The 25,605-nt window shown below is 54.4% G+C and carries 19 protein-coding genes; 8 read left to right on the top strand and 11 right to left on the bottom strand.

All coding sequences use genetic code 11. From position 1 onward, the window contains the following. Window positions 1-35: 35 nt before the first annotated feature. From folK to panD, 4 genes are all read left to right on the top strand, one after another. Complete coding sequence (gene folK / locus ACL2XQ_RS03950) at window positions 36-542, top strand: 2-amino-4-hydroxy-6-hydroxymethyldihydropteridine diphosphokinase (RefSeq protein ID WP_410016619.1); 507 nt, start codon at window positions 36-38, stop codon at window positions 540-542. A 132-nt stretch (window positions 543-674) separates the two neighbouring features. Beyond that, the gene (gene panB, locus ACL2XQ_RS03945) at window positions 675-1,469 is read left to right on the top strand and encodes a 3-methyl-2-oxobutanoate hydroxymethyltransferase (protein WP_410016620.1); all 795 of its coding nucleotides are present in this window, start codon (window positions 675-677) and stop codon (window positions 1,467-1,469) included. A gap of 15 nt (window positions 1,470-1,484) precedes the next feature. Continuing rightward, a complete protein-coding gene (gene panC / locus ACL2XQ_RS03940) occupies window positions 1,485-2,339 on the top strand; it encodes a pantoate--beta-alanine ligase (protein WP_410016382.1) in 855 nt (284 codons plus the stop codon). A gap of 117 nt (window positions 2,340-2,456) precedes the next feature. After that, the gene (gene panD, locus ACL2XQ_RS03935) at window positions 2,457-2,837 is read left to right on the top strand and encodes an aspartate 1-decarboxylase (RefSeq protein WP_410016383.1); all 381 of its coding nucleotides are present in this window, start codon (window positions 2,457-2,459) and stop codon (window positions 2,835-2,837) included. Window positions 2,838-2,886: 49 nt separating this feature from the next. On the opposite strand, the gene ACL2XQ_RS03930 is transcribed toward panD, so the two are convergent. Next, window positions 2,887-3,654 carry an ABC transporter permease gene (locus ACL2XQ_RS03930; RefSeq protein WP_410016621.1) on the bottom strand — a complete coding sequence of 256 codons (768 nt, stop codon included), beginning with the start codon at window positions 3,652-3,654 and terminating at the stop codon, window positions 2,887-2,889. Then, a complete protein-coding gene (locus tag ACL2XQ_RS03925) occupies window positions 3,654-4,589 on the bottom strand; it encodes an ABC transporter ATP-binding protein (RefSeq protein ID WP_413722152.1) in 936 nt (311 codons plus the stop codon). Before ACL2XQ_RS03925 ends, ACL2XQ_RS03930 begins: the two co-directional genes overlap by 1 nt. A gap of 109 nt (window positions 4,590-4,698) precedes the next feature. Between ACL2XQ_RS03925 and can the strand changes: the two genes are divergently transcribed. Beyond that, window positions 4,699-5,355: a carbonate dehydratase gene (gene can, locus ACL2XQ_RS03920; protein WP_410016385.1), complete on the top strand. Its 657-nt coding sequence runs from the start codon at window positions 4,699-4,701 to the stop codon at window positions 5,353-5,355. A 51-nt stretch (window positions 5,356-5,406) separates the two neighbouring features. On the opposite strand, the gene hpt is transcribed toward can, so the two are convergent. Further along, complete coding sequence (hpt, locus tag ACL2XQ_RS03915) at window positions 5,407-5,940, bottom strand: hypoxanthine phosphoribosyltransferase (RefSeq protein ID WP_410016386.1); 534 nt, start codon at window positions 5,938-5,940, stop codon at window positions 5,407-5,409. Between the two features lie 300 nt (window positions 5,941-6,240). Here hpt and ACL2XQ_RS03910 point away from each other — a divergent pair, with 300 nt between their 5' ends. From ACL2XQ_RS03910 to speD, 3 genes are all read left to right on the top strand, one after another. After that, window positions 6,241-6,588 (top strand): YacC family pilotin-like protein, encoded by a 348-nt coding sequence (locus tag ACL2XQ_RS03910; protein ID WP_410016387.1) that lies wholly within the window; start codon window positions 6,241-6,243, stop codon window positions 6,586-6,588. 124 nt (window positions 6,589-6,712) lie between these two features. Beyond that, a complete protein-coding gene (gene speE / locus ACL2XQ_RS03905) occupies window positions 6,713-7,576 on the top strand; it encodes a polyamine aminopropyltransferase (RefSeq protein ID WP_410016622.1) in 864 nt (287 codons plus the stop codon). A 28-nt stretch (window positions 7,577-7,604) separates the two neighbouring features. Beyond that, complete coding sequence (gene speD, locus ACL2XQ_RS03900) at window positions 7,605-8,399, top strand: adenosylmethionine decarboxylase (protein WP_413722151.1); 795 nt, start codon at window positions 7,605-7,607, stop codon at window positions 8,397-8,399. 25 nt (window positions 8,400-8,424) lie between these two features. On the opposite strand, the gene ACL2XQ_RS03895 is transcribed toward speD, so the two are convergent. The 8 genes from ACL2XQ_RS03895 to aceE form a co-directional block, all read right to left on the bottom strand. Further along, on the bottom strand, window positions 8,425-10,209 hold the full coding sequence (locus ACL2XQ_RS03895) for an ankyrin repeat domain-containing protein (protein WP_413727141.1): 1,785 nt from the start codon (window positions 10,207-10,209) through the stop codon (window positions 8,425-8,427). A gap of 171 nt (window positions 10,210-10,380) precedes the next feature. Continuing rightward, on the bottom strand, window positions 10,381-10,743 hold the full coding sequence (locus ACL2XQ_RS03890; RefSeq protein WP_410016390.1) for a YacL family protein: 363 nt from the start codon (window positions 10,741-10,743) through the stop codon (window positions 10,381-10,383). A gap of 250 nt (window positions 10,744-10,993) precedes the next feature. Next, window positions 10,994-12,295 (bottom strand): ankyrin repeat domain-containing protein, encoded by a 1,302-nt coding sequence (locus tag ACL2XQ_RS03885; RefSeq protein WP_413722149.1) that lies wholly within the window; start codon window positions 12,293-12,295, stop codon window positions 10,994-10,996. Window positions 12,296-12,746: 451 nt separating this feature from the next. Beyond that, window positions 12,747-15,344 carry a bifunctional aconitate hydratase 2/2-methylisocitrate dehydratase gene (acnB, locus tag ACL2XQ_RS03880; RefSeq protein WP_410016392.1) on the bottom strand — a complete coding sequence of 866 codons (2,598 nt, stop codon included), beginning with the start codon at window positions 15,342-15,344 and terminating at the stop codon, window positions 12,747-12,749. A gap of 375 nt (window positions 15,345-15,719) precedes the next feature. Further along, window positions 15,720-18,590 (bottom strand): M66 family metalloprotease, encoded by a 2,871-nt coding sequence (locus ACL2XQ_RS03875; RefSeq protein ID WP_413722148.1) that lies wholly within the window; start codon window positions 18,588-18,590, stop codon window positions 15,720-15,722. A gap of 720 nt (window positions 18,591-19,310) precedes the next feature. Next, a complete protein-coding gene (gene lpdA / locus ACL2XQ_RS03870) occupies window positions 19,311-20,738 on the bottom strand; it encodes a dihydrolipoyl dehydrogenase (RefSeq protein ID WP_413723545.1) in 1,428 nt (475 codons plus the stop codon). A 232-nt stretch (window positions 20,739-20,970) separates the two neighbouring features. Further along, window positions 20,971-22,887, bottom strand: a complete 1,917-nt coding sequence (gene aceF, locus ACL2XQ_RS03865) for a pyruvate dehydrogenase complex dihydrolipoyllysine-residue acetyltransferase (RefSeq protein ID WP_413722147.1) — start codon at window positions 22,885-22,887, stop codon at window positions 20,971-20,973. Window positions 22,888-22,902: 15 nt separating this feature from the next. Next, window positions 22,903-25,572, bottom strand: a complete 2,670-nt coding sequence (aceE, locus tag ACL2XQ_RS03860) for a pyruvate dehydrogenase (acetyl-transferring), homodimeric type (protein WP_410016395.1) — start codon at window positions 25,570-25,572, stop codon at window positions 22,903-22,905. Window positions 25,573-25,605: the final 33 nt, after the last annotated feature.

Below are 25,605 nucleotides of genomic sequence, written 5' to 3'. Positions count from 1 at the left end.
CCATGGCTGGCGCAGCGCCGCTGTCCGGCGTGCCGATGACGCGAGTCTGGCTGGCTATCGGCAGCAACCTGGCGGATCCGCTTGACCAGGTTAACGCCGCGCTGGACGCCCTCGCCCAATTGCCGCAAACCCGGCTGAACGCCTGCTCCTCTTTTTACCGCAGCCGGCCTCTGGGACCGCAGGACCAGCCCGATTACCTCAACGCCGTCGTCGCCCTTGACACCGCGCTCACGCCGGAACAGCTGCTCGATCACACCCAGCGCATCGAGCGGCGGCAGGGGCGGGTGCGCAAAGCCGACCGCTGGGGGCCGCGCACGCTCGATCTCGATATCCTGCTGTTCGGCGGCCTGCGGCTTCATACCGCCCGGCTGACGGTGCCGCACTATGATATGAAACACCGTGAATTCGTGCTTTATCCCCTGGCGGAGCTCGCCCCCGACCTGGTATTGCCCGACGGCGAGGCGCTGGCGGACCTGCTGGCGCGCACCGGGCGCAACGGCCTGGAATTCTGGGATAATGAACACCGGGCGCGCCGCTGGTAAGCTCCCATTCTCCGCGCATCCCCCCATTGCCGCACGTTTTGCTCAGACAATACTATCTCCTGTCCCCGCCTTCATTTAGAATAACGCGCCACTTCATTTCAATTATGCGTTACCGGCCTGACCGAGGTTATGATGAAACCGACCACCATTTCGCATCTGCGCGCCTGGAAACAGCAGCAACGCAAGTTCGCCACCCTGACCGCCTATGACGCCAGCTTTGCCCGCCTGTTTGAGCAAGAAGGCATTCAGGTAATGCTGGTGGGCGACTCTCTGGGCATGACCATGCAGGGCCAGACTTCCACGCTGCCGGTGACGGTGGAAGAGATTGCCTACCATACCCGGTGCGTGCGCCGCGGCGCGCCCCAGTGCCTGCTGCTCGCGGATTTGCCGTTCATGTCCTATGCGACGGCGGCGCAGGCCTTTGACAGCGCCGCCGTGCTGATGCGTGCCGGCGCCAATATGGTCAAGCTGGAGGGCGGCGGCTGGCTGGCCGACGCCGTGCGCGGTTTGACCGAACGGGCGGTGCCGGTGTGCGGCCACCTGGGATTGACGCCGCAATCGGTGAATATCTTCGGCGGGTATAAAGTGCAGGGCCGCGACAGCGACAGCGCGGAACGGTTATTACAGGACGCGCTGACGCTTGAGCAGGCCGGCGCGCAGCTGCTGGTGCTGGAATGCGTGCCCGTGGCGCTCGCGCAGCGGGTCACCGAGGCGCTGGCCATACCGGTGATCGGCATCGGCGCGGGCAATGTCACCGACGGGCAAATCCTGGTGATGCAGGACGCGTTGGGCATTACCGGCCAAGGGACGCCAAAATTCGTCAAGAATTTCCTGGCCCAGGCAGGTGATATCCGCCCGGCGGTGCGTTTATATATCGAAGAGGTCGAGCAGGGTATTTTCCCCGGCCTGGAACACAGTTTTCAATAACGACAGGAGATAGGCGTGTTGATTATCGAAACCCCGCCGAAACTGCGTCAGGCTGTTAAGCAGTGGCGGCAGGAAGGTAAACGTATTGCGTTGGTGCCGACCATGGGGAATCTGCACGATGGGCATATGTCCCTGGTGGATGAAGCCCGCGCCCGTGCCGATATTGTTATCGTCAGTATCTTCGTCAACCCGATGCAATTCGATCGCCCCGAAGATCTCACGGCGTACCCGCGCACGCTGCAGGAAGATTGCGAAAAGCTGACCCGGCGCGGCGTTGATACGGTGTTTGCGCCGGCGGCGGCGGTTATATATCCGGACGGACTCGCCAGCCAGACGTTTGTGGATGTGCCGCGTTTTTCCGCCATTCTGGAAGGCGCCATCCGCCCGGGCCATTTCCGCGGCGTAGCCACCATTGTCAGTAAGCTGTTTAACCTGGTGCAGCCGGATATCGCCTGTTTCGGCCAGAAGGATTACCAGCAGCTGGCGCTGATACGCCAAATGGTGAAGGATATGGGCTATGACATCGAGATAGTCGGCGTACCGACGGTGCGCGCCGCCGACGGCCTGGCGCTAAGCTCGCGCAACGGCTATCTCACCGCCGGGGAGCGCCAGATAGCGCCCCGGTTGCACAGCGTGCTGGAACAGCTTATCGGGCAGATGAAAAACGGCGAACGCCAAACCGATACCCTGCTGCAACAGGCGGCGGAACGGCTGCGCCAGGCCGGCCTGCAGCCGGATGCCCTGGATATTCGCGACGCCGATACCTTGCAGCCGCTCACGGTGGACAGCGCGCGCGCGGTGGTGCTGTTTTCCGCCTGGCTGGGCAAGGCGCGTTTAATTGACAACGCCCAGGTGGATTTAACGTTGTAATGGGGCAGCACTCAGGCCTGTGGACAGCCGGGAGGCTATCGTCAATACTGGCGTGGATGTCCCAAGGCGATTTTGCGTTTTCACTCCCCGGCGGGGAAAGTACAAAGGTTTAACGTTATGCAACGCACCATGCTAAGAGGTAAGCTGCACCGGGTCCACGTGACCCAGGCGGATTTGCACTATGAAGGCTCCTGCGCCATCGATCAGGACTTTCTGGAAGCGGCGGGTATCCTGGAGTATGAGGCTATCGATATCTACAACGTCGACAACGGCCAGCGGTTTTCCACCTACGCCATCGCCGCCGAGCGCGGCTCGCGCATTATTTCCGTCAACGGCGCGGCCGCCCGCTGCGCCTGCGTCGGCGATTTGCTGATCATTTGCGCCTACGTGCAGATGCCGGATGAAGAGGCGCGCGGCCATCGGCCTCTGGTGGCCTATTTCGACGACCAGAACCAGCTGAAACGCACCGCCAAGGCGGTACCGGTACAGGTGGCCTGACGCCGCCCGGCGGCGCATCCTCTGGCAAAAATGCGCCGCCGTCCTTTACCTATGTCCGCAGCCCGCTGCCGCGCTGGATCAAATACCAGCACCAGGCATAAAACACCACGATAAACACCACCAGCACCGACAGCGTAAACGCCAGCGGCACGTCGCTGATGCCCAGAAAACCGAAACGAAAGCCGCTTATCATATAGACGACGGGGTTGAGCTTGGATATGGCCTGCCATATGGGCGGCAACAGCGTCAGGGAATAAAACACCCCGCCCAGGTAGGTCAGCGGCGTCAGCACAAAGGTCGGGATCAGGCTGATATCGTCAAAGCTTTTGGCAAACACCGCGTTCAGCAGGCCGGCCAGCGAGAACAGCACCGCCGTCAAAATAAGCGTCACCGCCACCACCCACCATGAATGCACATGGAAAGGCACGAAAAACAACGAAATCGCGGTAACCAAAATGCCGACGCAAATACCGCGCGCCACCCCGCCGCCCACATAGCCGGCGATGATGATATGGGTGGGCACCGGCGCCACCAGCAGTTCCTCGATATTGCGCTGGAACTTGGCGCTGAAGAACGAGGAGGCGACATTGGTATAGGCATTGGTAATCACCGCCATCATAATCAGGCCCGGCACGATAAATTGCATATACGAAAAGCCATGCATTTCGCCGATGCGCGATCCGATAAGATTGCCGAAAATAATAAAATACAATGCCATGGTAATCACCGGCGGCACCAGCGTCTGGATCCAGATCCGGCCGAAGCGGTTTATTTCCTTACGCCAGATACTCTTTAAGGCGATCCAATAAAGATGCATCATAATTTGGCCCTCCTGCTGGCCCGGTCGTCTTTTACCAGCGTGACAAACAGCTCTTCCAGCCGGTTGGCTTTATTACGCATACTCAACACCTGCACCCCCTGGGAGCTGAGCTGGCCGAACAAACTGTTCAGCCCCTGTTCCCGCATCACCTCCACTTCCAGGGTGCTGGTGTCCAGCAGCTGATGGCGATACCCCTGTAATTGCGGCAACGGGCTCTTGGCCGCCAGATCGAGAATAAAGGTTTCTGATTTCAGCTTGGACAGCAGCAGCCGCATAGACGTATTTTCCACCAGTTCGCCGCTTTGGATAATGCCGATATTGCGACACAGCATTTCCGCTTCTTCCAGATAATGGGTGGTCAGGATGATGGTGGTGCCGCTGCCGTTCAAATCGCGCAGGAAACCCCACATCGAACGCCTGAGCTCGATATCCACGCCGGCGGTGGGTTCATCGAGGATGAGCAGCTTAGGCTCGTGCATCAGGGCGCGGGCGATCATCAGGCGGCGTTTCATCCCGCCGGAAAGCATGCGCGCGCGCTCGTCGCGCTTGGTCCATAAATCCAGCTGGTTGAGGTATTTCTCGGCGCGCTTCTCCGCCACTTTGCGTTCCACGCCGTAATAACCGGCCTGGTGAACCACAATCTGCCAGACGGTTTCAAACGGATTAAAATTAAATTCCTGCGGTACCAGGCCCAGCTGGCGTTTGGCATTCACAATATCTTTATCGATGTCGTAGCCGAATACGCGCGCCTTGCCGGAGGTTTTATTGACCAGCGCGCTGATGATGCCGATGGTGGTGGACTTACCCGCGCCATTGGGTCCCAGCAACGCATAAAAGTCCCCCGCTTCCACATTAAGGTCTATCCCTTTTAGCGCCTGTACGCCTCCTGCGTAGGTCTTGGTCAACTTCTCCAACTCCAATGCATATGTCATAGATAACGACTTACCTTATTCTCAATGGATGTGACGAACTGATTTAAAAAAACGCACGGTTGACCTATATTAACGCATCGCACTACGTCGTTACGGGCTAAAAACCACAATGAAAGACATCACGGACCTTATCAGCAACAACCAAACCTGGTCTAAGCATCTCAAAGAAGAAGACCCGGGTTTCTTCGAGCGTCTGGCGCTGGCCCAGAAGCCGCGATTCCTTTGGATAGGCTGTTCCGATAGCCGGGTGCCGGCGGAGAGGCTGACCGGCCTGGAGCCGGGGGAGCTGTTTGTGCACCGCAACGTGGCCAACCTGGTTATCCATACCGATCTCAACTGCCTGTCGGTGGTGCAGTACGCCGTGGACGTACTGGAAGTCGAGCATATTATTATCTGCGGCCATTACGGATGCGGCGGCGTACAGGCCGCCATCGACAATCCGGAACTGGGGTTGATCGACAACTGGCTGCTGCATATCCGCGATTTGTGGTACAAGCATAGCTCAATGCTGGGGGAGCTTCATCCCGAGGATCGCCTCAACACCTTATGTGAAATCAACGTTATCGAGCAGGTCTACAACCTGGGGCACTCCACCATTATGCGCTCGGCCTGGAAACGCGGCCAGAAGGTGCAGCTGCACGGCTGGGTATACAGCATACACGACGGCCTGCTGCGTAATATGGACGTCTCCGCCACCAGCCGGGAGACGCTGGAACAGCGCTACCGCCAGGGCATCGCCACGCTTTTGCAACAGCACGGCAAATAGCCGGCTACCCGTGCGTCATCCCTGAGACCGCCAAGGACCGCCCCCTGGCGGTCAATCCTGACGCACGACCTTGCCGACAAAAGGCAAATGCCGGTAGCGCTGCGCGTAATCGATACCGTATCCCACCACGAACTCGTCGGGGATGGCAAAGCCCACCCACTCCACCGGCACCTGCACCTCGCGGCGATCCGGCTTATCAAGCAAGGTGCAGATAGCCAGGGATTTCGGCTGGCGCAGTTGCAGGATCTCGCGCACTTTACTTAGCGTGTTGCCGGAATCAATGATATCTTCCACGATCAGCACATCCTTGCCGCGGATATCCTCATCAAGATCCTTCAAAATCTTAACGTCGCGCGTGCTGCTCATGCCGCTGCCATAGCTGGAGGCGGTCATGAAATCCACTTCATGCGGCACCGTCACGGCGCGGCAAAGGTCGGCCATAAACATAAAAGAGCCGCGCAACAGGCCGACCAGGACCATCTCACTGCCGCTGTCGCGGTAATGCAGGCTGATATCATGGCCAAGCTGCGCGACCCGGTCAGCGATTTCCCCGGCGGAAATCATGACGTCCACGGTGTGTTTCATAGCGGGATCACATTACAGAAAGTTGAAAAGAGGCGAATTTTAGCATAACCGCCAGGCGCATGCGATGCGCGGACACAAGGTTTGCACGGCTCTTCGTGCCCGCCCTACCCGCTCAAGCCCACCGCGCGTATCAGCAATCTTAGCGGTTTTACCCACCGCGCGCGGGACAATCCGCCAGGTTTGCTCCATACTTTCATCAAGCGGTTTTCACCGCCAAAAATGCGGCTGCAGAATAAAACTTAGGGCGAAAATCATTAAATATGATAACGTCAACCTATAACGAATGATTCAGGTTTTCACATGAAATACACCCTATTGGTGACGCTGTTGCTCGGGCTGCTGGGTTTTTCAACCGCGTCACAAGCCTTATCCGAACCCGAAGCCGAAGACATGGCCGATTTAACCGCCGTGTTTGTTTATCTGAAGAACAACTGTGGTTATACCGACATGCCCAATGAACAAATCCGGCGTGCCATCTTGATTTTCGCCCAACAAAACCGTTGGGACCTCAGCAACTATGCCAGTTTCGACATGCGCGCCCTGGGAGAAGACAGCTATCGCGATCTTAGCGGCATCGCCATTCCCACGCCGAAGAAATGCGAAAGCCTGGCGACAAATTCCCTTAGTTTGCTCGCCTACGCAAAATAAAGAGTTTTAAATCCTGTTTGTGTGAAAATCATCCGTGCAAGGTGGGGCGGAGTTAGCTATTATGTTGCGCCGTTTTCTCATGGCGGATTTCGCCGAGGGTTAGCTCAACATGTCACATCCCAACATGCCACAACACGACATCTGGTACGAAACGCTGCATGATAATTTCGGGCAGTATTTTCACGTGGACGCTATCCTGTACCGGGAAAAAACCGCGCATCAGGATCTGGTGATTTTCGCCAACGCCGCGTTTGGCCGCGTTATGGCGCTGGACGGCGTGGTGCAAACCACCGAACGCGATGAATTTATCTATCACGAAATGATGGCCCACGTACCGCTTATCGCCCACGGCAACGCCCGCAAGGTGCTGATTATTGGCGGCGGCGACGGCGGCATGCTGCGTGAAGTCTGCCGGCACCCCGGCGTAGAAAGCGTGACCATGGTGGAAATCGACGCCGGCGTCGTCACCTTCTGCCGGCAATATCTGCCGGGGCATAACGCCGGCTCGTTCGACGATCCGCGTTTTCATCTGGTTATCGACGACGGCGTGAATTTTGTCGGCGCCACCGACGATACCTTTGATGTGATCATCTCCGACTGCACCGATCCTATCGGGCCGGGATCGAGCCTGTTTACGTCTGATTTTTATCAGGGCTGCGCGCGCTGCCTGAACGAAGGCGGCATTTTTGTCGCCCAAAACGGGGTGTGTTTTTTACAGCAGGACGAGGCGGTACACAGCCACCGCAAACTCAGCCATTACTTCAGCGATGTCAGCTTCTACCAGGCGGCGATACCGACCTACTACGGCGGTTTGATGACCTTCGCCTGGGCCAGTCAGGACCCGGCGCTGCGCCAGCTGGACGCCGCCACGCTGAAGGCGCGCTTCTCCGCTGCGAAATTGGAATGCCGCTATTATAATGCAGCTATTCATCACGGCAGCTTTGCCCTGCCGCAGTATTTACTCAATGCCTTGTCGTCAGCACGCTGAGACGCAAGCCATAAGGGGGTGAACTCAATTGCAGAAGTTAAAACTACACGGCTTTAATAATTTAACCAAGAGCCTGGGTTTTTGTATTTACGATATTTGTTATGCCAAAACGGCGGACGACCGTGATGGATATATCGCTTACATTGACGAACAATATAATGCCAATCGCCTGACTGAGATCCTGAGCGATACCTGCGCGATGATCGGCGCCAACATCCTGCACATCGCGCGGCAGGACTATGAACCCCAAGGCGCAAGCGTCACCATTTTGGTCAGCGAAGATCCTATCGATCCGCTCAGCATCGATAAATCGGAGCACCCGGGGCCGTTGCCGGAATCGGTGGTGGCGCACCTGGATAAAAGCCATATCTGCGTGCATACCTATCCGGAAAGCCATCCGGAAGGCGGCCTTTGCACGTTCCGCGCCGATATTGAAGTTTCAACCTGTGGCGTGATTTCGCCGTTGAAGGCGCTCAATTACCTGATACATCAATTAGAATCGGATATCGTTACCATGGATTATCGGGTGAGAGGCTTTACCCGGGATATCAATGGCATAAAACATTATATTGATCATGAAATCAATTCAATACAGAACTTTCTATCGAAAGATATGAAGGCGCAGTATCACATGATGGACGTCAATATCTATCAGGAAAATATTTTCCATACCAAGATGATGCTGAAGGATTTTGATTTAAAGCATTATCTGTTCAATGCCAGGCCGGAAGATCTGAGCCCCAGCGAACGCAAGGAGATCACGGACCTGCTGTATAAAGAAATGCGGGAAATTTATTACGGACGCAACCTGCCGGTGGTATGACCCGCCGGTAGGTGTTCGGACCGGCTCAGGCTTCGTAGCCGGAATATTCCTCCCTTCCTGCGCTCTCCGGAGCCCCTGCCGCCAGCAATTTAATCACCGCCCTATGGCCATAACAGCGGGCATAATCCATGGCGGTCTGGCAATGGCTATCGGCTATTGCGCCGTTGGCGCCGTGCGCAATCAGCAGCCGGACAATATCGACATGTCCCCGCGCAGCGGCAATGCTAAGCGCCGTCCTGCCATCACAGCCGATATCATTGACGTTAAGATTCCGGTCCAGCAGTGACCTGACAATGTCGCTATCACCATAGCGCGCCGCATACATCAGGCTGGTATAGCCGAAAGCGTTTTTGATAAAGGGGTCGGCGCCGCGTTCCAACAAGACATTAATGATCGCGGCATCGCCGCGCTGCAAAGCAAATGCCAGCGCCGTGTCACCATAGATATCGCCGGCATTGATATTGCAGGGTTGACGCGAAAGGGTAGCTAAAATGACGTCATTGACATTGACGGCGGCATACATCAGCGCCGTGCGATTTAGACAATCCGTCAGGGAAACATCGGCCTGGTGTTCGATAAGTCTTTTGATGATATCTTCACAGGAGGCATGAGCCGCCAACATCAAAGGCGTGGTGCCTAAAATATCCTGCGCATTCACATTGGCGCCATTGCTTATCAATATTTTTACTATTGTTTCCTGATGCTGACCAATGGCATGCATTAAAGGTGTAAACCCCCTCCTATCCGTCATGTCAGGGCGGATATTTTTATTAAGCAAATGAATCATTATGCTTGGCCGACCATAAATGGCGGCATATATCATAGCGTCGTGGCCCAGGTAATCGCTTTGCAAAGGGTCGGCACCCTGTGACAGTAATAAATAAAAAAGTTGCTCAGTATTATATTGAATAGATATCATCAGCGCCGAGGCGCCCATCAAATTAACGGCGTTGATGTCGGCGTGATAATCCAATAAATAACCTACTATCTTATCGTTGCCGGTCATGGTGGCCAACATCATGGCCGTCAACCCCTGTTTGGTTTTAGCATCTGGATTAGCCCCGTTTGCCAGCAACAGGCGTACCACCGGTATTTGATTGTGAGAAATCGCATACATCAGCGGCGTTATACCCTCGCAGTCAGGTCTATTGATGATTTCCGCACCGGCATGACTCAGGAACAAGCGGACCAAGGCCTCATCGCCGCAGAGGCAGGCATGACACAACGCCCGCCTTAACAGACCATGCCAAATCTCGGGGTTGACGCCATGGTTATCCATGTCCGCGATAATATCCGCCCTGCCCAGATAGGCCGCCGCCACGAGCACACTCAGGCTTTTTTCCTGGCGATGCTCCCCCCTCAAGGCCGGCAAGGTCCCCTCCACAGGCGGGAATAGGGGAGAGGGTTGGCCGGTCAACGGCGTTATGCGGGCAATATTGACCTGTTGGCCGCGGTGCTGCACACCGGGCGGCGCCGTGGGTTGGCCAAGCCTGTTTTTTTTGGCGGGCGAGTGGTCAGGCACGCATGGCGTTTGCGCCGTCACGGCGCAAGAAACGGCGGGCGCCGCCGGCGCCACGACGGCGGGACGTTTTAGACCGCCGTCGTGGCAAAGGTTAAGCGGATGTGCGCCATCATTACCGGCAGGAGGGTTTGTTACTGTGTGTACGTTGACAGACAAATTAACACAGGCGGAAAGCTTCTTTAATTTTGTCCAATATGCTTTTTCTGGCTTTTCGCCATCAGCAGAATGATATGTTCCTTCCAAGTGAGCTTGATTAATTTCACCTGAATTAATTGAGTTAGAATTCATAGCGACACCTGATGATCATTTTTTCATCGCCATCATGTCATAGGCACACTATTTTTTGAATTTCACTACTCGTTGCCATGGCGGATAATCTGGGAATAACTTTTATCGTTACGTTCTTATTTAGAAATAAAACAAACGACGTCGCAGCCGGATCGGATGATACCCAGCGGGTTAGCGGGACAGACTAAAATCGCGATAATGCCGTAAAACCTGCAAAAAATCATCGGTCCCGCATAACGACAGGCTTTCTTCATCATAATAATTCATGCCTTCCTCCAGTTCGTCGTTCACAAAGGCAAGTTCATTGGCGCGGATTATCACCTCATCGCCATCGGTCCAGAAAGTGTACTCATGCCCGACGCATTGCCAACTGTCCTGGCCGCCGGCCAACCGCTTGATATGCCCCTCCACCTCGTCCAATAACACGAGATTGCCCTTGACCTCTTCGTTAAGCCAATGTCCCACGGCTTCATGCCCCATGGAAAAGGTCACTCTTACCTGACCGGTGATATCCCGTTGAAACGCGTAATCCATAGCCGTCCGCCCATACTCAGCCAATTGCGGGAGATGGCAGATAATTTCTGCGCAGGCCCGTACAGTAACGGTTATTTTACCCGTTTACCGGCATAAGATCGTTAGCTATGTTGTGTTTTACCGCGCTCGTGAGCGTTAAAGGGGGGGAGAATGACGCGCCGGCCCGCCCTTCAGCCACATCGCCAGGTATAAACCATTGGTATAACCCGTTTGGCCGCGAACAAAAACCTATCCCTGAAAAAAGCCACAGCTACTGGAAAAATAACTGGCTCAAACGCTTTATTTTATTGATTAAATTAGCAAACCTTATGCCGTTAATGCCGGAGGGACCCGCGGCGCCGGACGTCGCGGCACTATGATGTTGCAGCAACGCCATAACCGGCGTATGACCGCGCCGCGCGGCGTAAAATAGTGCGTCCCGGCCGTTATTATCAACGAGCGTAGCGTTCGCGCCGCGTAGCAATAGCGCATTGACCGTCACCTTGGCGCCGCGTTCGGCGCTTTGCATCAGCGCCGTACGGCCAATGGCGTTAACTTCGTTAATATCCGTCCGGTTTGCCAGCAGGGCATCGATCAATTTCAAATCGTCTTTTTTCGCCGCCATCATAAAAGGGGTCAGCGGTTCCGCGGGCCGGTCTGGAATATCGTCGCTTATGCCGGGCCTGGCCGGGGTATGGGGCAGCCCGGTTTGCGGTACAATGCCGGGGGAGCGTCCGCGCGGGCGCAGGATAGTCTGCGGCGGCGCAGGCGCGCTGGTGGTCGGCGGCTTGCGACGGGTGGTCTCGACAGCGGCCGTCGCCGGCGCCGCGTCATTACTCTGATACGCTTGCGTCAATAGCGTAATCATATCCAGCTGATGCATGGCCCTTGCGGAATCCATGGCCGTCGAACCGGTATTGTCGGTTTCATTGACATCCGCGCCTTGCGCCAGCAAAAAAGCGGCAATGCGCATATCACAGGCGCGTGAAGCCACCAAAAATACGCTCTCGCCACGGTTATTCAGCAACCAAAGGTCCGCGCCTGCAGCGAATATCGCCATAAAATGATCATAAAGATTCAAGCGCGCGGCATACATCAGGGCGGTGTTGCCCTTAAAATCCCTGGCGTCATAATCGATGCCTCTGTCCAGAAGCAGCCGGGTGACTGAAATATCACTCTCGGCGAATTCTTCAGAAAGCATTAACGCCGTCATCCCCACCCAGCATGCATTGATCTGAGCGCCGGCATCCAGTAATATTTCCACCACTGCACTTTGGTTATTAACCGTGGCGACATGTATCGGCAACATCCCTTTATGCGGCCATCTGATTGCGGCTATTTCAACGCTTACCCCTTGCGATATAAACGTTTTGACCACTTCGCCCATGCCCACGCTGGCCGCATAAATTAACGGTACTTCTCCGTACGGATTATTATTGGCGAGCGCCAGGGCTGCTTCCAACTCGGTTTCTCTTTTCTGCTTACGCCCTCTTGCGGCATAATGCCCGGCATACATAATTTTATCTTTGCGGGCTAATACTATTTCCGCCATCGCGTCAGGATCCAGCGGCATAGCGGAGGTCGCTTCATGGTGATCATTTCCGGGCGTCGCGCAAGGTGGCGCGTCCGGCAGAGTAAAAGGAAAAGAGACCGGCAGGTTTTGCAAGGAAATTGCAGAATGGGAAACATTTTTCAAAATATTCCCTATTCGATTAACGCCGGTATAACTTTGTGCGGAATTATCGCCCGGCGCGCAATTTGCGCCGTTCGCTAATAAACAAGGATAAACGCCTGCATTCATAGAGAGACCTCCGTGCCTTGCACTTTATCGGGTAAATCAAAAGTGACATAAAATATAAACCCTATTTGCCCACTTTAGAATTGCGGTGGTTGTTTCACATAGCTTACGTTGAAAATTTAAAGTCGCTTTTGCTTTTCAACCCTAAAAAAACGGCCAGCCGCAATGGCTGGCCGTGGGATCGAAGCGCCGGGGGTTACGTTTGCGTATCCCAGGCATTACCCAGTTACACCGCCGTCTGGAAAATCACCTCGTCGGCTTTGTCGGTATACTCCGTCAACCGGTCAAAGTTCAGGTAGCGATACGTATCGGCAGCGGTTTTATCCACCAGAGCAATGGCCTGCAAATATTCCTCCACCGTTGGTAAACGTCCCAGCAGCGCGGTTACCGCCGCCAGTTCCGCCGAAGCCAGGTAGACATCCGCGCCGTTGCCCAATCGGTTGGGGAAGTTGCGGGTAGAGGTGGAAACCACCGTCGCGCCTTCGGCCACACGCGCCTGGTTGCCCATGCACAATGAGCAGCCGGGGATCTCGACGCGCGCCCCGCTTTTACCGAAGATGCTGTAATAGCCTTCTTCCGTTAACTGGGCGGCATCCATTTTGGTCGGCGGCGCCACCCACAGACGGGTCGGCAGCTGGCCTTTGTGCTGGTCAAGCAATTTACCCGCCGCGCGGAAGTGGCCGATGTTGGTCATGCAGGAGCCGATAAACACTTCGTCGATTTTATTGCCGGCCACCTCGGAAAGCAGACGGGCATCGTCCGGGTCGTTCGGCGCGCACAGGATCGGTTGGTTGATATCCGCCAGATCGATTTCAATCACGGCGGCATATTCCGCGTCGGCATCCGCCGCCAGCAGATGAGGATCGGCCAGCCAGCTTTCCATGCCCTTGATGCGGCGCTCCAGGGTGCGGCGATCGCCGTAGCCTTCGGTTATCATCCACTTCAGCAGCACAATATTGGAACTGAGGTATTCGACGATCGGCGCCTGATCCAATTTGATGGTACAACCCGCCGCCGAACGTTCCGCCGAGGCGTCCGCCAGTTCAAACGCCTGTTCCACCTTCAGCTCCGGCAGGCCCTCGATTTCCAAAATACGGCCGGAGAAGATGTTCTTCTTACCCTTCTTTTCCACCGTCAGCAGTCCCTGCTGGATGGCATAATACGGAATGGCGTGCACCAGATCGCGCAGCGTGATGCCGGGCTGCATCTTCCCCTTGAAACGCACCAGGACCGATTCCGGCATATCCAGCGGCATGACGCCGGTGGCGGCGGCAAACGCCACCAGGCCGGAACCCGCCGGGAACGAAATGCCGATGGGGAAGCGGGTATGGGAATCGCCGCCGGTGCCGACGGTGTCGGGCAATAGCATACGGTTCAGCCAGGAGTGGATAATACCGTCGCCGGGGCGCAGCGAAACGCCGCCGCGGTTCATGATAAAGTCCGGCAGGGTATGGTGGGTCTCCACATCCACCGGTTTCGGATAGGCGGCGGTATGGCAAAACGACTGCATAACCAGATCGGCGGAGAAGCCCAGGCAGGCCAGATCCTTCAGCTCATCGCGGGTCATCGGGCCGGTGGTATCCTGCGAGCCGACGGAGGTCATTTTAGGCTCGCAATACTGGCCGGGGCGGATGCCCTCCACGCCGCAGGCGCGGCCGACCATTTTCTGCGCCAGGGTAAATCCCTTGTCGCTGGCGACCACGGCCCGGGCATGGCGGAATATTTCGCTGGGCGGCAGGCCCAGGGATTCACGGGCGCGCGCGGTCAATCCACGGCCGATGATAAGCGGAATGCGGCCGCCGGCGCGCACTTCGTCCACCAGCACCTCGGTATTGAGCGCGAAGGTGGCCAGCAGCCGGTCGGTATCATGGGCGCGAATCTCCCCCTTGAACGGATAGATATCAATCACGTCGCCCATATTCAGCTCGGAGACATCAACCTCGATGGGCAGCGCGCCCGAGTCTTCCATGGTATTAAAGAAAATCGGCGCAATCTTGCTGCCCAGCACCACGCCGCCGCCCCGCTTATTCGGCACGTAAGGCAGGTCGTCGCCCATATACCACAGCACCGAGTTGGTGGCGGATTTGCGCGAGGAGCCGGTGCCGACCACATCGCCCACATAGGCCAGCGGGAAGCCTTTCTGGTTCAGCGCTTCAATTTGTTTGATAGGTCCGACGCTGCCGGGCTGATCGGGATCGATACCGTCGCGGGCATTTTTCAGCATCGCCAGGGCATGCAGCGGAATATCCGGCCGGGACCAGGCATCGGGCGCCGGCGACAGGTCATCGGTATTGGTTTCACCGGTGACTTTAAATACCGTCACGGTGATTTTTTCCGCGAGCGCAGGGCGCGACAGGAACCATTCGGCGTCGGCCCAGGCCCGCATCACCCGCTGAGCGTGGACATTGCCGGCCCTGGCCTTGGCTTCAACATCAAAAAAGCTGTCAAACATCAGCAGCATGTGTTTCAACGCATCGGCAGCAATCGGCGCCAGGGTCTCGCTATCCAGCGCGTCAACCAACGGCTGGATATTGTATCCGCCCTGCATGGTGCCGAGCAATTCAACCGCCCGGGCGGGCGTAAGCAGCGGAGAGTGCGCGTCGCCTTTGGCGACGGCGGCCAGGAAACCGGCCTTGACATAGGCCGCTTCGTCTACGCCTGGGGGAACACGGTTAGTTAACAGATCCAGTAAAAAATTTTCTTCGCCGGTCGGCGGATTTTTCAGCAGTGTCACCAGCGCCGCCATTTGCGCAGCGTCAAGAGGTTTTGGCACAATCCCCTGGGCAGCACGTTCGGCCACGTGCTTACGGTAGTCTTCTAGCACGACGATCTCCTCGCTTTAATAAGTCATTGCTCACTTTTATTGCTCTCGGCAGTCTAACAGAATTTGACCGTACTGTTAATTTGTTTACAACTAAGCAACATAATTTTTAGCTGAAACGTTAAGGCTATGGCGCTGATTTTACTGTGTTAAATTAACACTATTTTATAGTTACAACTACAGACCGTTGCCAAAAATACGATGTGGACGCCTACCCGAAAGCGACATAGGCAGCATCGAATTTTTGGATGCCACAAAAAATGGATAAGTGCGTTAATTCAAAATTTACCTCAGTTAGTTTTTAAAAAGTCTTGACCTGAATTAAAATGCACTCATCGCAGCCAATATACCCGAAGTTGTCGGCTATGAGTGCCGATTTTAGGTATCTGACGATAAATCATTTTCAGTATTCAGAGCGGCGTTTTCCTGAGAACTCATTGGGCTATCTATCTCCTTTTGCCAGGCATCCTCTATAAAAATAAATTTTGCGACTTCACCACGCGCAATAATATATTGCTGTTTATCGTCTAAAATCACGTTTGTTGGAGAACCCGAATTTCCTGCGATCTCCACACGTTGACCATTGTACGCGAAAGGAGGCAATTTCAACATATCCAACCGATCGGTCTTAGTGAGCTGAATATTGACAGTAAAATTTTCCGCTAAGTAACCAAATAATTTCTCCGGGAAATTATTTAATTCATTAATATTAGCCTTGCCATTTATAAACTTCATTGAACGAGAGGATAATCCATTGACTGTGTAACCCAATCTGGTTGTTGGAGGGTTGAGCGTTAACGAGGTAACAATAACATTTCTTATAATAATATCCGCTCTGGCGGCCCGGTCTATCTGCCTGATATTGATATGGAATTTATTCATTCCAGCAGGGTTAATACGGCCTCTTGCTAATTGATAATGAATAATATCTGTTGACGTAGTCACCCGCAAATAGCATTCAAGCGGACTGACATTTTGGGAGGAAGAATAAATAAAACCATAACCACCATGCAATGCAGGATAAATAGTTGTAGGTAGAATTCTCTCGGGGTCATAATAACCCACTACCGTCGTTACCGGAACGCCAAATTGGCGAGGTACCCGCGTTCCTAACGCATCATTTTTTTCACGCGAGTGCCAAAGATTATTTTCAGCCACATAGCGTGTCGAATCCCCAGTTCTATAGATAATGGGAGTATTATTAACCATCACCGTCACGTCCCATGTTGCCCGGTTAGTGAAAGAAATAATCCGACCAAGGCTAATCGCTCTTGCAGCAGGAAAGCTAATATTACTGGTCCATGCACCATCACGAACTATAATTTCAACTTCTTGAAATCTTTGTAAAATAGTGCTTAGTTCAGCACCAGAAGGATCATTCCCCAGCCGCGTCAATTGTTGTTGAGTGTCGATGCGATAAATAGTATCATCTGTGTAAATAGGTGGATAAAAGGGCAACATGACATTTGGATCAATTAAGCCATTTACAGTTTTAACGCCACAATTGGCATTTTCAAAATCTCCTTCATTTTTATTTGACACTGAACCGCAGCCACGTTCACAATCGCATTTATCTTCACAATTATTTTTATTACGATGGGGGCACGCTCTCTTTTCTTCTTGTTGTAAAATAATCTCAAGAGTATTCGAGTTAAAGGGTAAATTGTCAGCGAGTATTATCCAATTCCTATTTCTTACTATAAAAATACTACTATTCCTGTATGAGACTCGATGAGATTGATTACCAATAATAATAAACATATCTGATTGTGCATCACTATCTACCCAAACGATGCTACCCTCGAGTTGTGCGTCTGCCGTAGGGAGATGAACATTACGAATCCAATTACCGTTACTGGGTATTAGTTGCACAATGCCCATGCGTATAAGCTGTGTTCTGATAAAGTTGCCACTGGTATCATTGGCTATAGCATTAAACTGCGCTTGATGGGAAATAATAACACTAGGTGGCCTGACATAGTTAACGTAATTAATATATCTCAGACTTTGTGGATCCCAAATTTTAAAACCAGTCGGTGAACTGCTTGAGAAAACAGCGTGCCGCTCAATAAAATTTTGTATGACATTAAGGACATATGGCGTATGTAACGCATAATAAGATAAAGGAGAACTTGCATGTCCTGATGCCATCACATCAGTATTAAAACGGTTGCCTTGGAAGGGGGGAATACTACCGCCGCAACAATTTTGGTTTCCTCCTTTATCCCAGAAAAAGTTGGCGATAAATCGGTTAAGATCGCGATCCCAACCCCATGCGGCGTTAACACCATTAACACTAGGGCGTTGATGGGATGAACCTCGCCATTGTCCAGGATAATGACCGAGGCTATATGCGTGGCCTGCTTCATGACTCCATTCTTCTCCTGAAGAATCTTCGATAGTAAGCATTCCATTTCCACCGCTTCCACCATGTACTATAATTCCATTCTGATAGCGCCCACGTGAATTATGCGCAGTAATTTGAAATGCAACATAATTATCCGGTATTTCAATAGACCCATCAGAGCTATTAATACCATAATTTGCGCAATTGATACCTTGGGATATCAGAAACTTACCAATATATTCACGCATATCCCCTGTATGCCAACTACCATTGTCCGCCGATTGGCTTGTATAGATGACACCATTTGGCATGACTACACGTGTAAGATGGATGGGTTCGTATTCTCCAACAATAAGACGGCTAACGGGAATTTTTTGATAATAATCTCGATGTAAACTGGGCTGATTAGCAAAATCAAAACGATCGCGGGGGGTTACCAACATTCCGATATCGATTGTTTGGATAATCACTTCATTGGGAGCACCAATAACAATATTATTTAGACTACCAGATTGATTGCCGGCTTCAAATAAAAGCCTTAGACCAGGGTTTATCCAAGTCGCGGGTAATATAACCGACCACATATTGCGAGCATAAATTATATTTGTGATAGCAGGTGAATCAACCGTCGGCAACTGAGCAGGGGGTACCAGGTCCAAAACACCGAGTCTAACGCCATCAGCACGCGTTCCAGTTACGGAAATCGATGGCGGAAGCGTTACTCGGGGCTGTACCAGTAATAGGGTATCTCGTTGGGCCACCAAACGCGGACGGATATCATGCGGGGTTGCTCTTTGATACAACGTAATATTTTGCGCATAACATATTCTGGCTTCAAAATTACCAGTGAGATCACTTGTTGCCGGTAATTCATCAAATGCAAAGTTATTTAATATTTCCATTATGCTTACCTCATATAACATCTCTAATTAAATAGATGGATAAAGGCATATGACAATGCTTATATTCCATGGCTATATTAAGTGTTTATATTCAGTGAGTATGGCATTTGGTTGCATTCTAATCAATTTCAAAATTTAGTATCTCTATGTTATCCTCTGCTAATATATGCAATTCGAGACGATCATGCTTAAATTTGTGATCAGAGACAAAACTATTCTGTATTCAGATTGGACGCTTCTCCGGAATGCGTTAGCTAAATTAGTGGCGCTCGGACCTTTATTACCCGGAGGCCAAGTATAACCGGCATCCAGCCTGATTATGGATTTCGACTTCTCTTAATATATCTGCGCTGCGATTCCACTGAAAAATAACAGTATTTGCAGATGCGTCGGGTGGTGGTAAAACCTGCATGGCTATGTCATGCAATGTCAGGCCACGCTTGCCGGGCGTGATGTGCTGTTATGCCACGGATGCCTGGTTTATTGAAATGTATGTTCCAAGGCCCGCTGCCCGATCTTTAATAATCTTGAAAACCTTTAATCAAAGAGAGGATTTCGGGTAGCTTCCAAGGGGGATAAGAGCAGGACCAGGCAAAATAGGCGTAAAAAAATCCAGGAACGCAAACTTTCCCGGATTTTTGCACAGTATAAAAATTTTTCTAGATTTCCGGCGCGGCTCCTGAGCTGAGGGAGCCATCAGCCAATCTTAATCAGACTTGATTATTTCTTTTTCTTGGCCTTGGCGTTCGGCAGGTCGGTAATGCTGCCTTCATACACTTCCGCCGCCAGGCCGACCGATTCGTGCAGCGTCGGATGGGCATGGATGGTCAGCGCAATATCCTCAGCGTCGCAACCCATCTCGATGGCCAGGCCGATTTCGCCCAGCAGCTCGCCGCCGTTGACGCCGACCACCGCGCCGCCGATCACCCGATGGCTTTCTTTATCGAATATCAGCTTGGTGACGCCGTCCTGGCAGTCGGAAGCGATGGCGCGGCCGGACGCCGCCCAGGGGAAGGTGGCCACTTCGTAGCTGATGCCTTTTTCCTTCGCTTCTTTCTCGGTCACGCCGACCCAGGCCACTTCCGGCTCGGTATAGGCAATCGAGGGGATGACCTTGGGATCGAAGTAATGTTTCTTGCCGGCGATAACTTCCGCCGCCACGTGGCCCTCGTGAGTGCCTTTGTGCGCCAGCATCGGCTGGCCGACGATATCGCCGATGGCATAGATATGCGGCACATTGGTGCGCAGCTGTTTATCGACGCGGATAAAACCGCGATCGTCCACTTCCACCCCGGCCTTGCCGGCGTCAAGCAGCTTGCCGTTCGGCACGCGGCCGATAGCCACCAGCACCGCATCGTAGCGCTGCGGCTCGGCGGGCGCCTTCTTGCCTTCCATGGTGACGTAAATGCCGTCTTCCTTGGCTTCCACCGTGGTCACCTTGGTTTCCAGCATCAGGTTGAACTGCTTGCTGATGCGTTTGGTGTAGACCTTGACGATATCCTTATCCGCCACCGGGATCACCTGATCGAACATTTCGACCACGTCGATTTTGGAGCCGAGCGCATAATACACCGTGGCCATTTCCAGGCCGATAATGCCGCCGCCCATGACCAGCAGCTTTTCCGGCACGGTGCGCAGCGCCAGCGCGTCGGTGGAATCCCATACGCGCGGGTCGTCATGGGGAATAAACGGCAAGGTGATCGGCCGCGAGCCGGCGGCGATGATCGCATTGTCGAAATTGATGGTGGTGGTGCCTTTTTCGCCCTCCACCACCAGGGTGTTGGCGCCGGTAAATTTACCCACTCCGTGCACGACATTCACTTTACGGGCTTTGGCCATACCGGTCAGTCCGCCGGTCAACTGGTTGACAACCCGTTCTTTCCAGGTACGTACTTTATCGATATCGGTTTTCGGTTCACCAAAGGTGATGCCGTTTTCGCTTAGCGCTTTTGCTTCTTCAATCACCTTGGCGACATGCAGCAGCGCCTTGGAAGGAATACAGCCCACGTTCAGGCAAACACCGCCCAGTGTCGCGTAACGTTCGACCAGCACGGTCTCCAGACCTAAATCGGCGCAACGGAAGGCGGCGGAATATCCCCCCGGGCCCGCCCCAAGTACCACGACCTGGGTTTTGATTTCAGTACTCATCATGACCTCTTAGTTGTTTGACCAGCGGTAAGGCGTTAATTTTCTGACGAATTAAAGGCATAACGCGCCGATACCACCGGGACGCCTCCATCAAAACCAGTTTACAGAAATGTTAATAATCTGCAAAGCGGGTTCGGACGGCGCGTGACCTGTTTGCCCTGCCGGGGGAAAATGCGCCCAACCGGCAGCGTCACATTAAACAATCAGGCCGGCCCTGGGGCCGGCCTCGGGCTTACATCACCAGACGACGAATATCGGACATTACGTTGTTGATGAAACTGATAAACCGGGCACCCGCCGCGCCGTCGATGACGCGATGGTCATAGGACAGGGACAGCGGCAGCATCAGGCGCGGCGTAAATTCCTTACCGTTCCATACCGGTTTCATCGCCGATTTGGACACGCCGAGGATCGCTACTTCCGGCGCGTTGACGATAGGCGTAAACGCCGTGCCGCCGATGCCGCCAAGGCTTGAGATGGTGAAACATCCGCCCTGCATATCGGAGGACGTCAGTTTACCGTCACGCGCCTTTTTCGAGATCTCCGCCAGTTCGCGCGACAGCTCAAAGATACCCTTCTTATTCACGTCGCGGAACACCGGCACCACCAGGCCATTCGGCGTATCCACCGCCACGCCGATATTGATGTATTTCTTCAGCGTCAGCTTCTGCGCATCCTCGGACAGCGAGCTGTTAAAGCGCGGCAGTTCCTCCAGCGCCTTGGCCACGGCCTTCATGATAAACACCAGCGGGGTGATTTTCACATCCAGCTTTTTCTTTTCCGCTTCGGCGTTCTGCTGTTTACGGAAGTTTTCCACTTCAGTGATATCCGCCTCGTCGAATTGCGTGACGTGCGGGATCATGACCCAGTTGCGATGCAGGTTGGCGCCGGAAATTTTCTGGATGCGGCCCAGTTCGACTTCTTCCGTATCGCCGAATTTGCTGAAATCCACCTTCGGCCACGGCAGCAGGCCCGGCAGAGAGCCGCCGGCGCCGGCTGCGGGAGCGGCCTCGGCGCGTTTTACCGCATCCTTGACGTAGGCCTGGATATCTTCGCGCAGGATACGGCCTTTACGTCCGGTCCCCTTCACCTTGCCGAGATTAACGCCGAACTCACGCGCCAAACGACGGATAACCGGCGTGGCGTGCACATAGGCGTCGTTTTCGGCAAACTCGCTCTTGCCCTCGGTTTTAGGCTGGGCCGCCGCCGCCGCGTTTTTATTGGCCTGCGATGCGGGCGCCGGCGCCGCGGCGGCGGCGGTCTCGGTCTTCTCCGCGGCCGGAGCCGCGCCTTCCACCTCAAAGACCATGATCAGGGTACCGGTGCTAACCTTGTCGCCGGTGCTGATTTTGATCTCTTTAACCGTGCCGGCGAACGGCGCCGGGACTTCCATCGAGGCTTTATCGCCTTCAACGGTAATCAGCGACTGCTCGGCGCTGACCTTGTCGCCGACCTTAACCATCACTTCGGTCACTTCCACTTCGTCGCCGCCGATATCCGGCACATTGACGTCTTTCGTGCCGCCGGATTGAGCCGGCGCGGCAGCGGCCGGCTTGCTGTCCTGGGCCGGCGCGGCGGATGCGCCACCCGCGCCCGCCACTTCAAACACCATAATCAACGAACCGGTGCTGACTTTATCGCCGGTATTGACCTTGATTTCAGTGACTTTACCGGCAAACGGCGCCGGGACTTCCATCGAGGCTTTGTCGCCTTCGACAGTGATCAGCGACTGTTCGGCCGCCACGGTATCGCCGACCTTGACCAGCACTTCGGTCACTTCCACTTCGTCGCCGCCGATATCCGGCACCTCGACATTTTTACTTTCCGCTGCGCCGCCCGACTGCGGTTTCGCCTCGGCGGGCTTGGCATCGTTTGACGCCTCGGCCTTGGCCGGCGCGCTGTCTTCCGTCGCGCCGCCCTGGTCTTCAAAGACCATGATAAGCTTGCCGGTGGTGACTTTATCGCCCACCGCCACTTTCAGCTCTTTGACCACCCCCGCCTGCGGCGAGGGTACTTCCATAGAGGCCTTGTCGCCTTCGACGGTGATAAGCGATTGTTCGGCGTCAACCTTGTCGCCCACGCTGACCAGCACTTCGGTGACTTCAACTTCATCGGTACCGATATCCGGTACGTTAATTTCAATAGCCATTGATTTCTCTACCTCTTATGCCAAACGCGGGTTAACTTTGTCCGCGTCGATGCCGAACTTGGCGATCGCCTTGGCGACCACATCGGCGTCGATTTCGCCACGCTTGGCCAGTTCGCCCAGCGCCGCCACGACCACGTAAGACGCATCCACTTCAAAATGATGACGCAGGTTTTCGCGGCTGTCGGAACGACCGAAGCCATCCGTACCCAATACCCGGAATTCGCTGGCCGGGATAAAGTTGCGGATTTGTTCGGCAAACAGTTTCATATAGTCGGTGGAGGCCACCGCCGGCGCATCGCTCATGATCTGGGCGACATAAGGCACACGCGGTTTTTCAGCCGGGTGCAGCATGTTCCAGCGTTCACAATCCTGCCCGTCGCGCGCCAGTTCGGTAAAGGAGGTCACGCTATAGACATCGGAGCCGACGCCGTAGTCCCGGGAAAGGATCCCGGCGGCTTCGCGCACGTGGCGCAGGATGGCGCCGGAGCCCATCAGCTGAACCTTGCCTTTGGCGCCGTCAAGGGTTTCCAGTTTATAGATACCCTTGCGGATCCCCTCTTCCGCGCCTTCGGGCATGGCCGGCATATGGTAGTTTTCGTTCAGCGTGGTCAGGTAGTAATAGACGTTTTCCTGCGCCTCGCCGTACATACGGGTCAGGCCGTCATGCATGATGACCGCCACTTCATAGGCGTACGCCGGATCGTAGGAGATACAGTTCGGGATGGTCAGCGACTGGATATGGCTATGGCCGTCCTCGTGCTGCAGACCTTCGCCGTTCAGGGTGGTGCGCCCCGACGTGCCGCCGATCAGGAAGCCGCGCGCCTGCTGGTCGCCCGCCGCCCAGCACAAATCGCCGATACGCTGGAAGCCGAACATGGAGTAGTAGATATAAAACGGGATCATCGGCAGGTCGTTGGTGCTGTAGGACGTTGCCGCCGCCAGCCAGGACGACGCCGCGCCCAGTTCATTAATCCCTTCCTGCAGGATCTGGCCTTTCTCGTCTTCACGGTAATAAGCGACCTGCTCACGGTCCTGCGGGGTGTACTGCTGGCCGTTCGGGCTGTAGATGCCGATCTGGCGGAACAACCCTTCCATACCGAAGGTACGCGCTTCATCGGCGATAATCGGCACCAGGCGATCCTTGATCGACGGGTTCTTCAGCATCACGTTCAGTACACGGACAAAAGCGATGGTGGTGGAGATTTCTTTTTTCTGTTCTTCCAGCAGCGCGCCGAAGTCCGCCAGGGTCGGCAGCTCCAGCGGCTTGGTAAAGTTCTTCAGGCGGGTCGGCAGGTAACCGTGCAGCGCCTTGCGGCGGGCATGCAGGTATTCATACTCTTCCGAACCTTCCTTGAAGGTGATATAGGGCAGTTGCTCGATGGTCTCATCGGACACCACCGGGGACAGATTGAAACGATCGCGGAAATAGCGCACGCCGTCGATGTTCATTTTCTTGACCTGGTGGGCAATGTTCATGCCTTCCGCGGTCTCGCCCATGCCGTAGCCTTTAATGGTATGGGCCAGGATGACGATAGGCTTGCCGGTGGTCTTCTGCGCTTTTTGCAGCGCGGCGAAAACTTTTTTCGGATCGTGTCCGCCGCGGTTCAATGCCCAGACTTCGTCGTCGCTCATATCCTTGACCAGCGCGGCGGTTTCCGGATACTTACCAAAGAAATGCTCGCGCACATAGGCGCCGTTCTTCGATTTAAAGGTCTGGTAGTCGCCGTCGACGGTTTCGTTCATCAGTTGGATAAGCTTGCCGCTGGTATCCTTGCGCAACAGTTCATCCCAACGGCTGCCCCAGATGACCTTAATGACTTCCCAGCCGGCGCCGCCGAAGATACCTTCCAGCTCGTTGATGATTTTGCCGTTGCCGGTAACCGGGCCGTCCAGGCGCTGCAGGTTACAGTTGATGATAAAGACCAGGTTGTCCAGCTTTTCGCGGGTGGCGATGGTGATCGCGCCCTTGGATTCCGGTTCGTCCATTTCACCGTCGCCCAGGAAAGCGTATACCGTCTGCGCGGTGGTGTTTTTCAGGCCGCGGTGGTTGAGGTATTTGAGGAATTTAGCCTGATAGATGGCGCTGATCGGCCCCAGGCCCATGGAAACGGTCGGGAACTGCCAGAACTCAGGCAGCAGCTTGGGATGCGGATAGGAAGGCAGGCCTTTGCCGTGGACTTCCTGGCGGAAATTATTCATCTGGTCTTCGGTCAGGCGGCCTTCGATAAAGGCGCGGGCGTAGATCCCGGGGGAAATATGGCCCTGGAAGTACACCAGATCGCCGCCGTCCTGATCGTTGCGCGCACGGAAGAAGTGGTTGAAGCAGACTTCATAAATGGTGGCGGACGACTGGAACGACGCCATGTGGCCGCCCAAATCCAAATCTTTCTTCGATGCGTGCAGTACCGCCATAACGGCGTTCCAGCGGATAGCGGAGCGAATGCGGCGCTCCAATTCCAGATTGCCGGGATACTCAGGCTCGTCTTCAACCGGAATGCTGTTGATATAATTACGGCCCGAGGCACCGGCAGCGATGCTGACGCCACCTTTACGCGCGCCATCAAGTACCTGATCAATCAGGAACTGTGCGCGCTCAATACCCTCTTCACGGATAACCGATTCGATCGCCTGTAGCCAGTCGCGTGTTTCGATCGGATCCACGTCATTGTATAAACGTTCTGACATGGTGGTGTTCCTTATCTATCGCTATTAAATTGA

Origin of the sequence: Sodalis sp. RH14, assembly GCF_047324285.1 — a bacterium.
In the GTDB taxonomy this organism is placed as follows: Bacteria; Pseudomonadota; Gammaproteobacteria; order Enterobacterales; family Enterobacteriaceae; genus Acerihabitans.
Note: the sequence above shows the minus strand (reverse complement) of the source record. Positions and strands in the feature narration are given on the sequence as shown.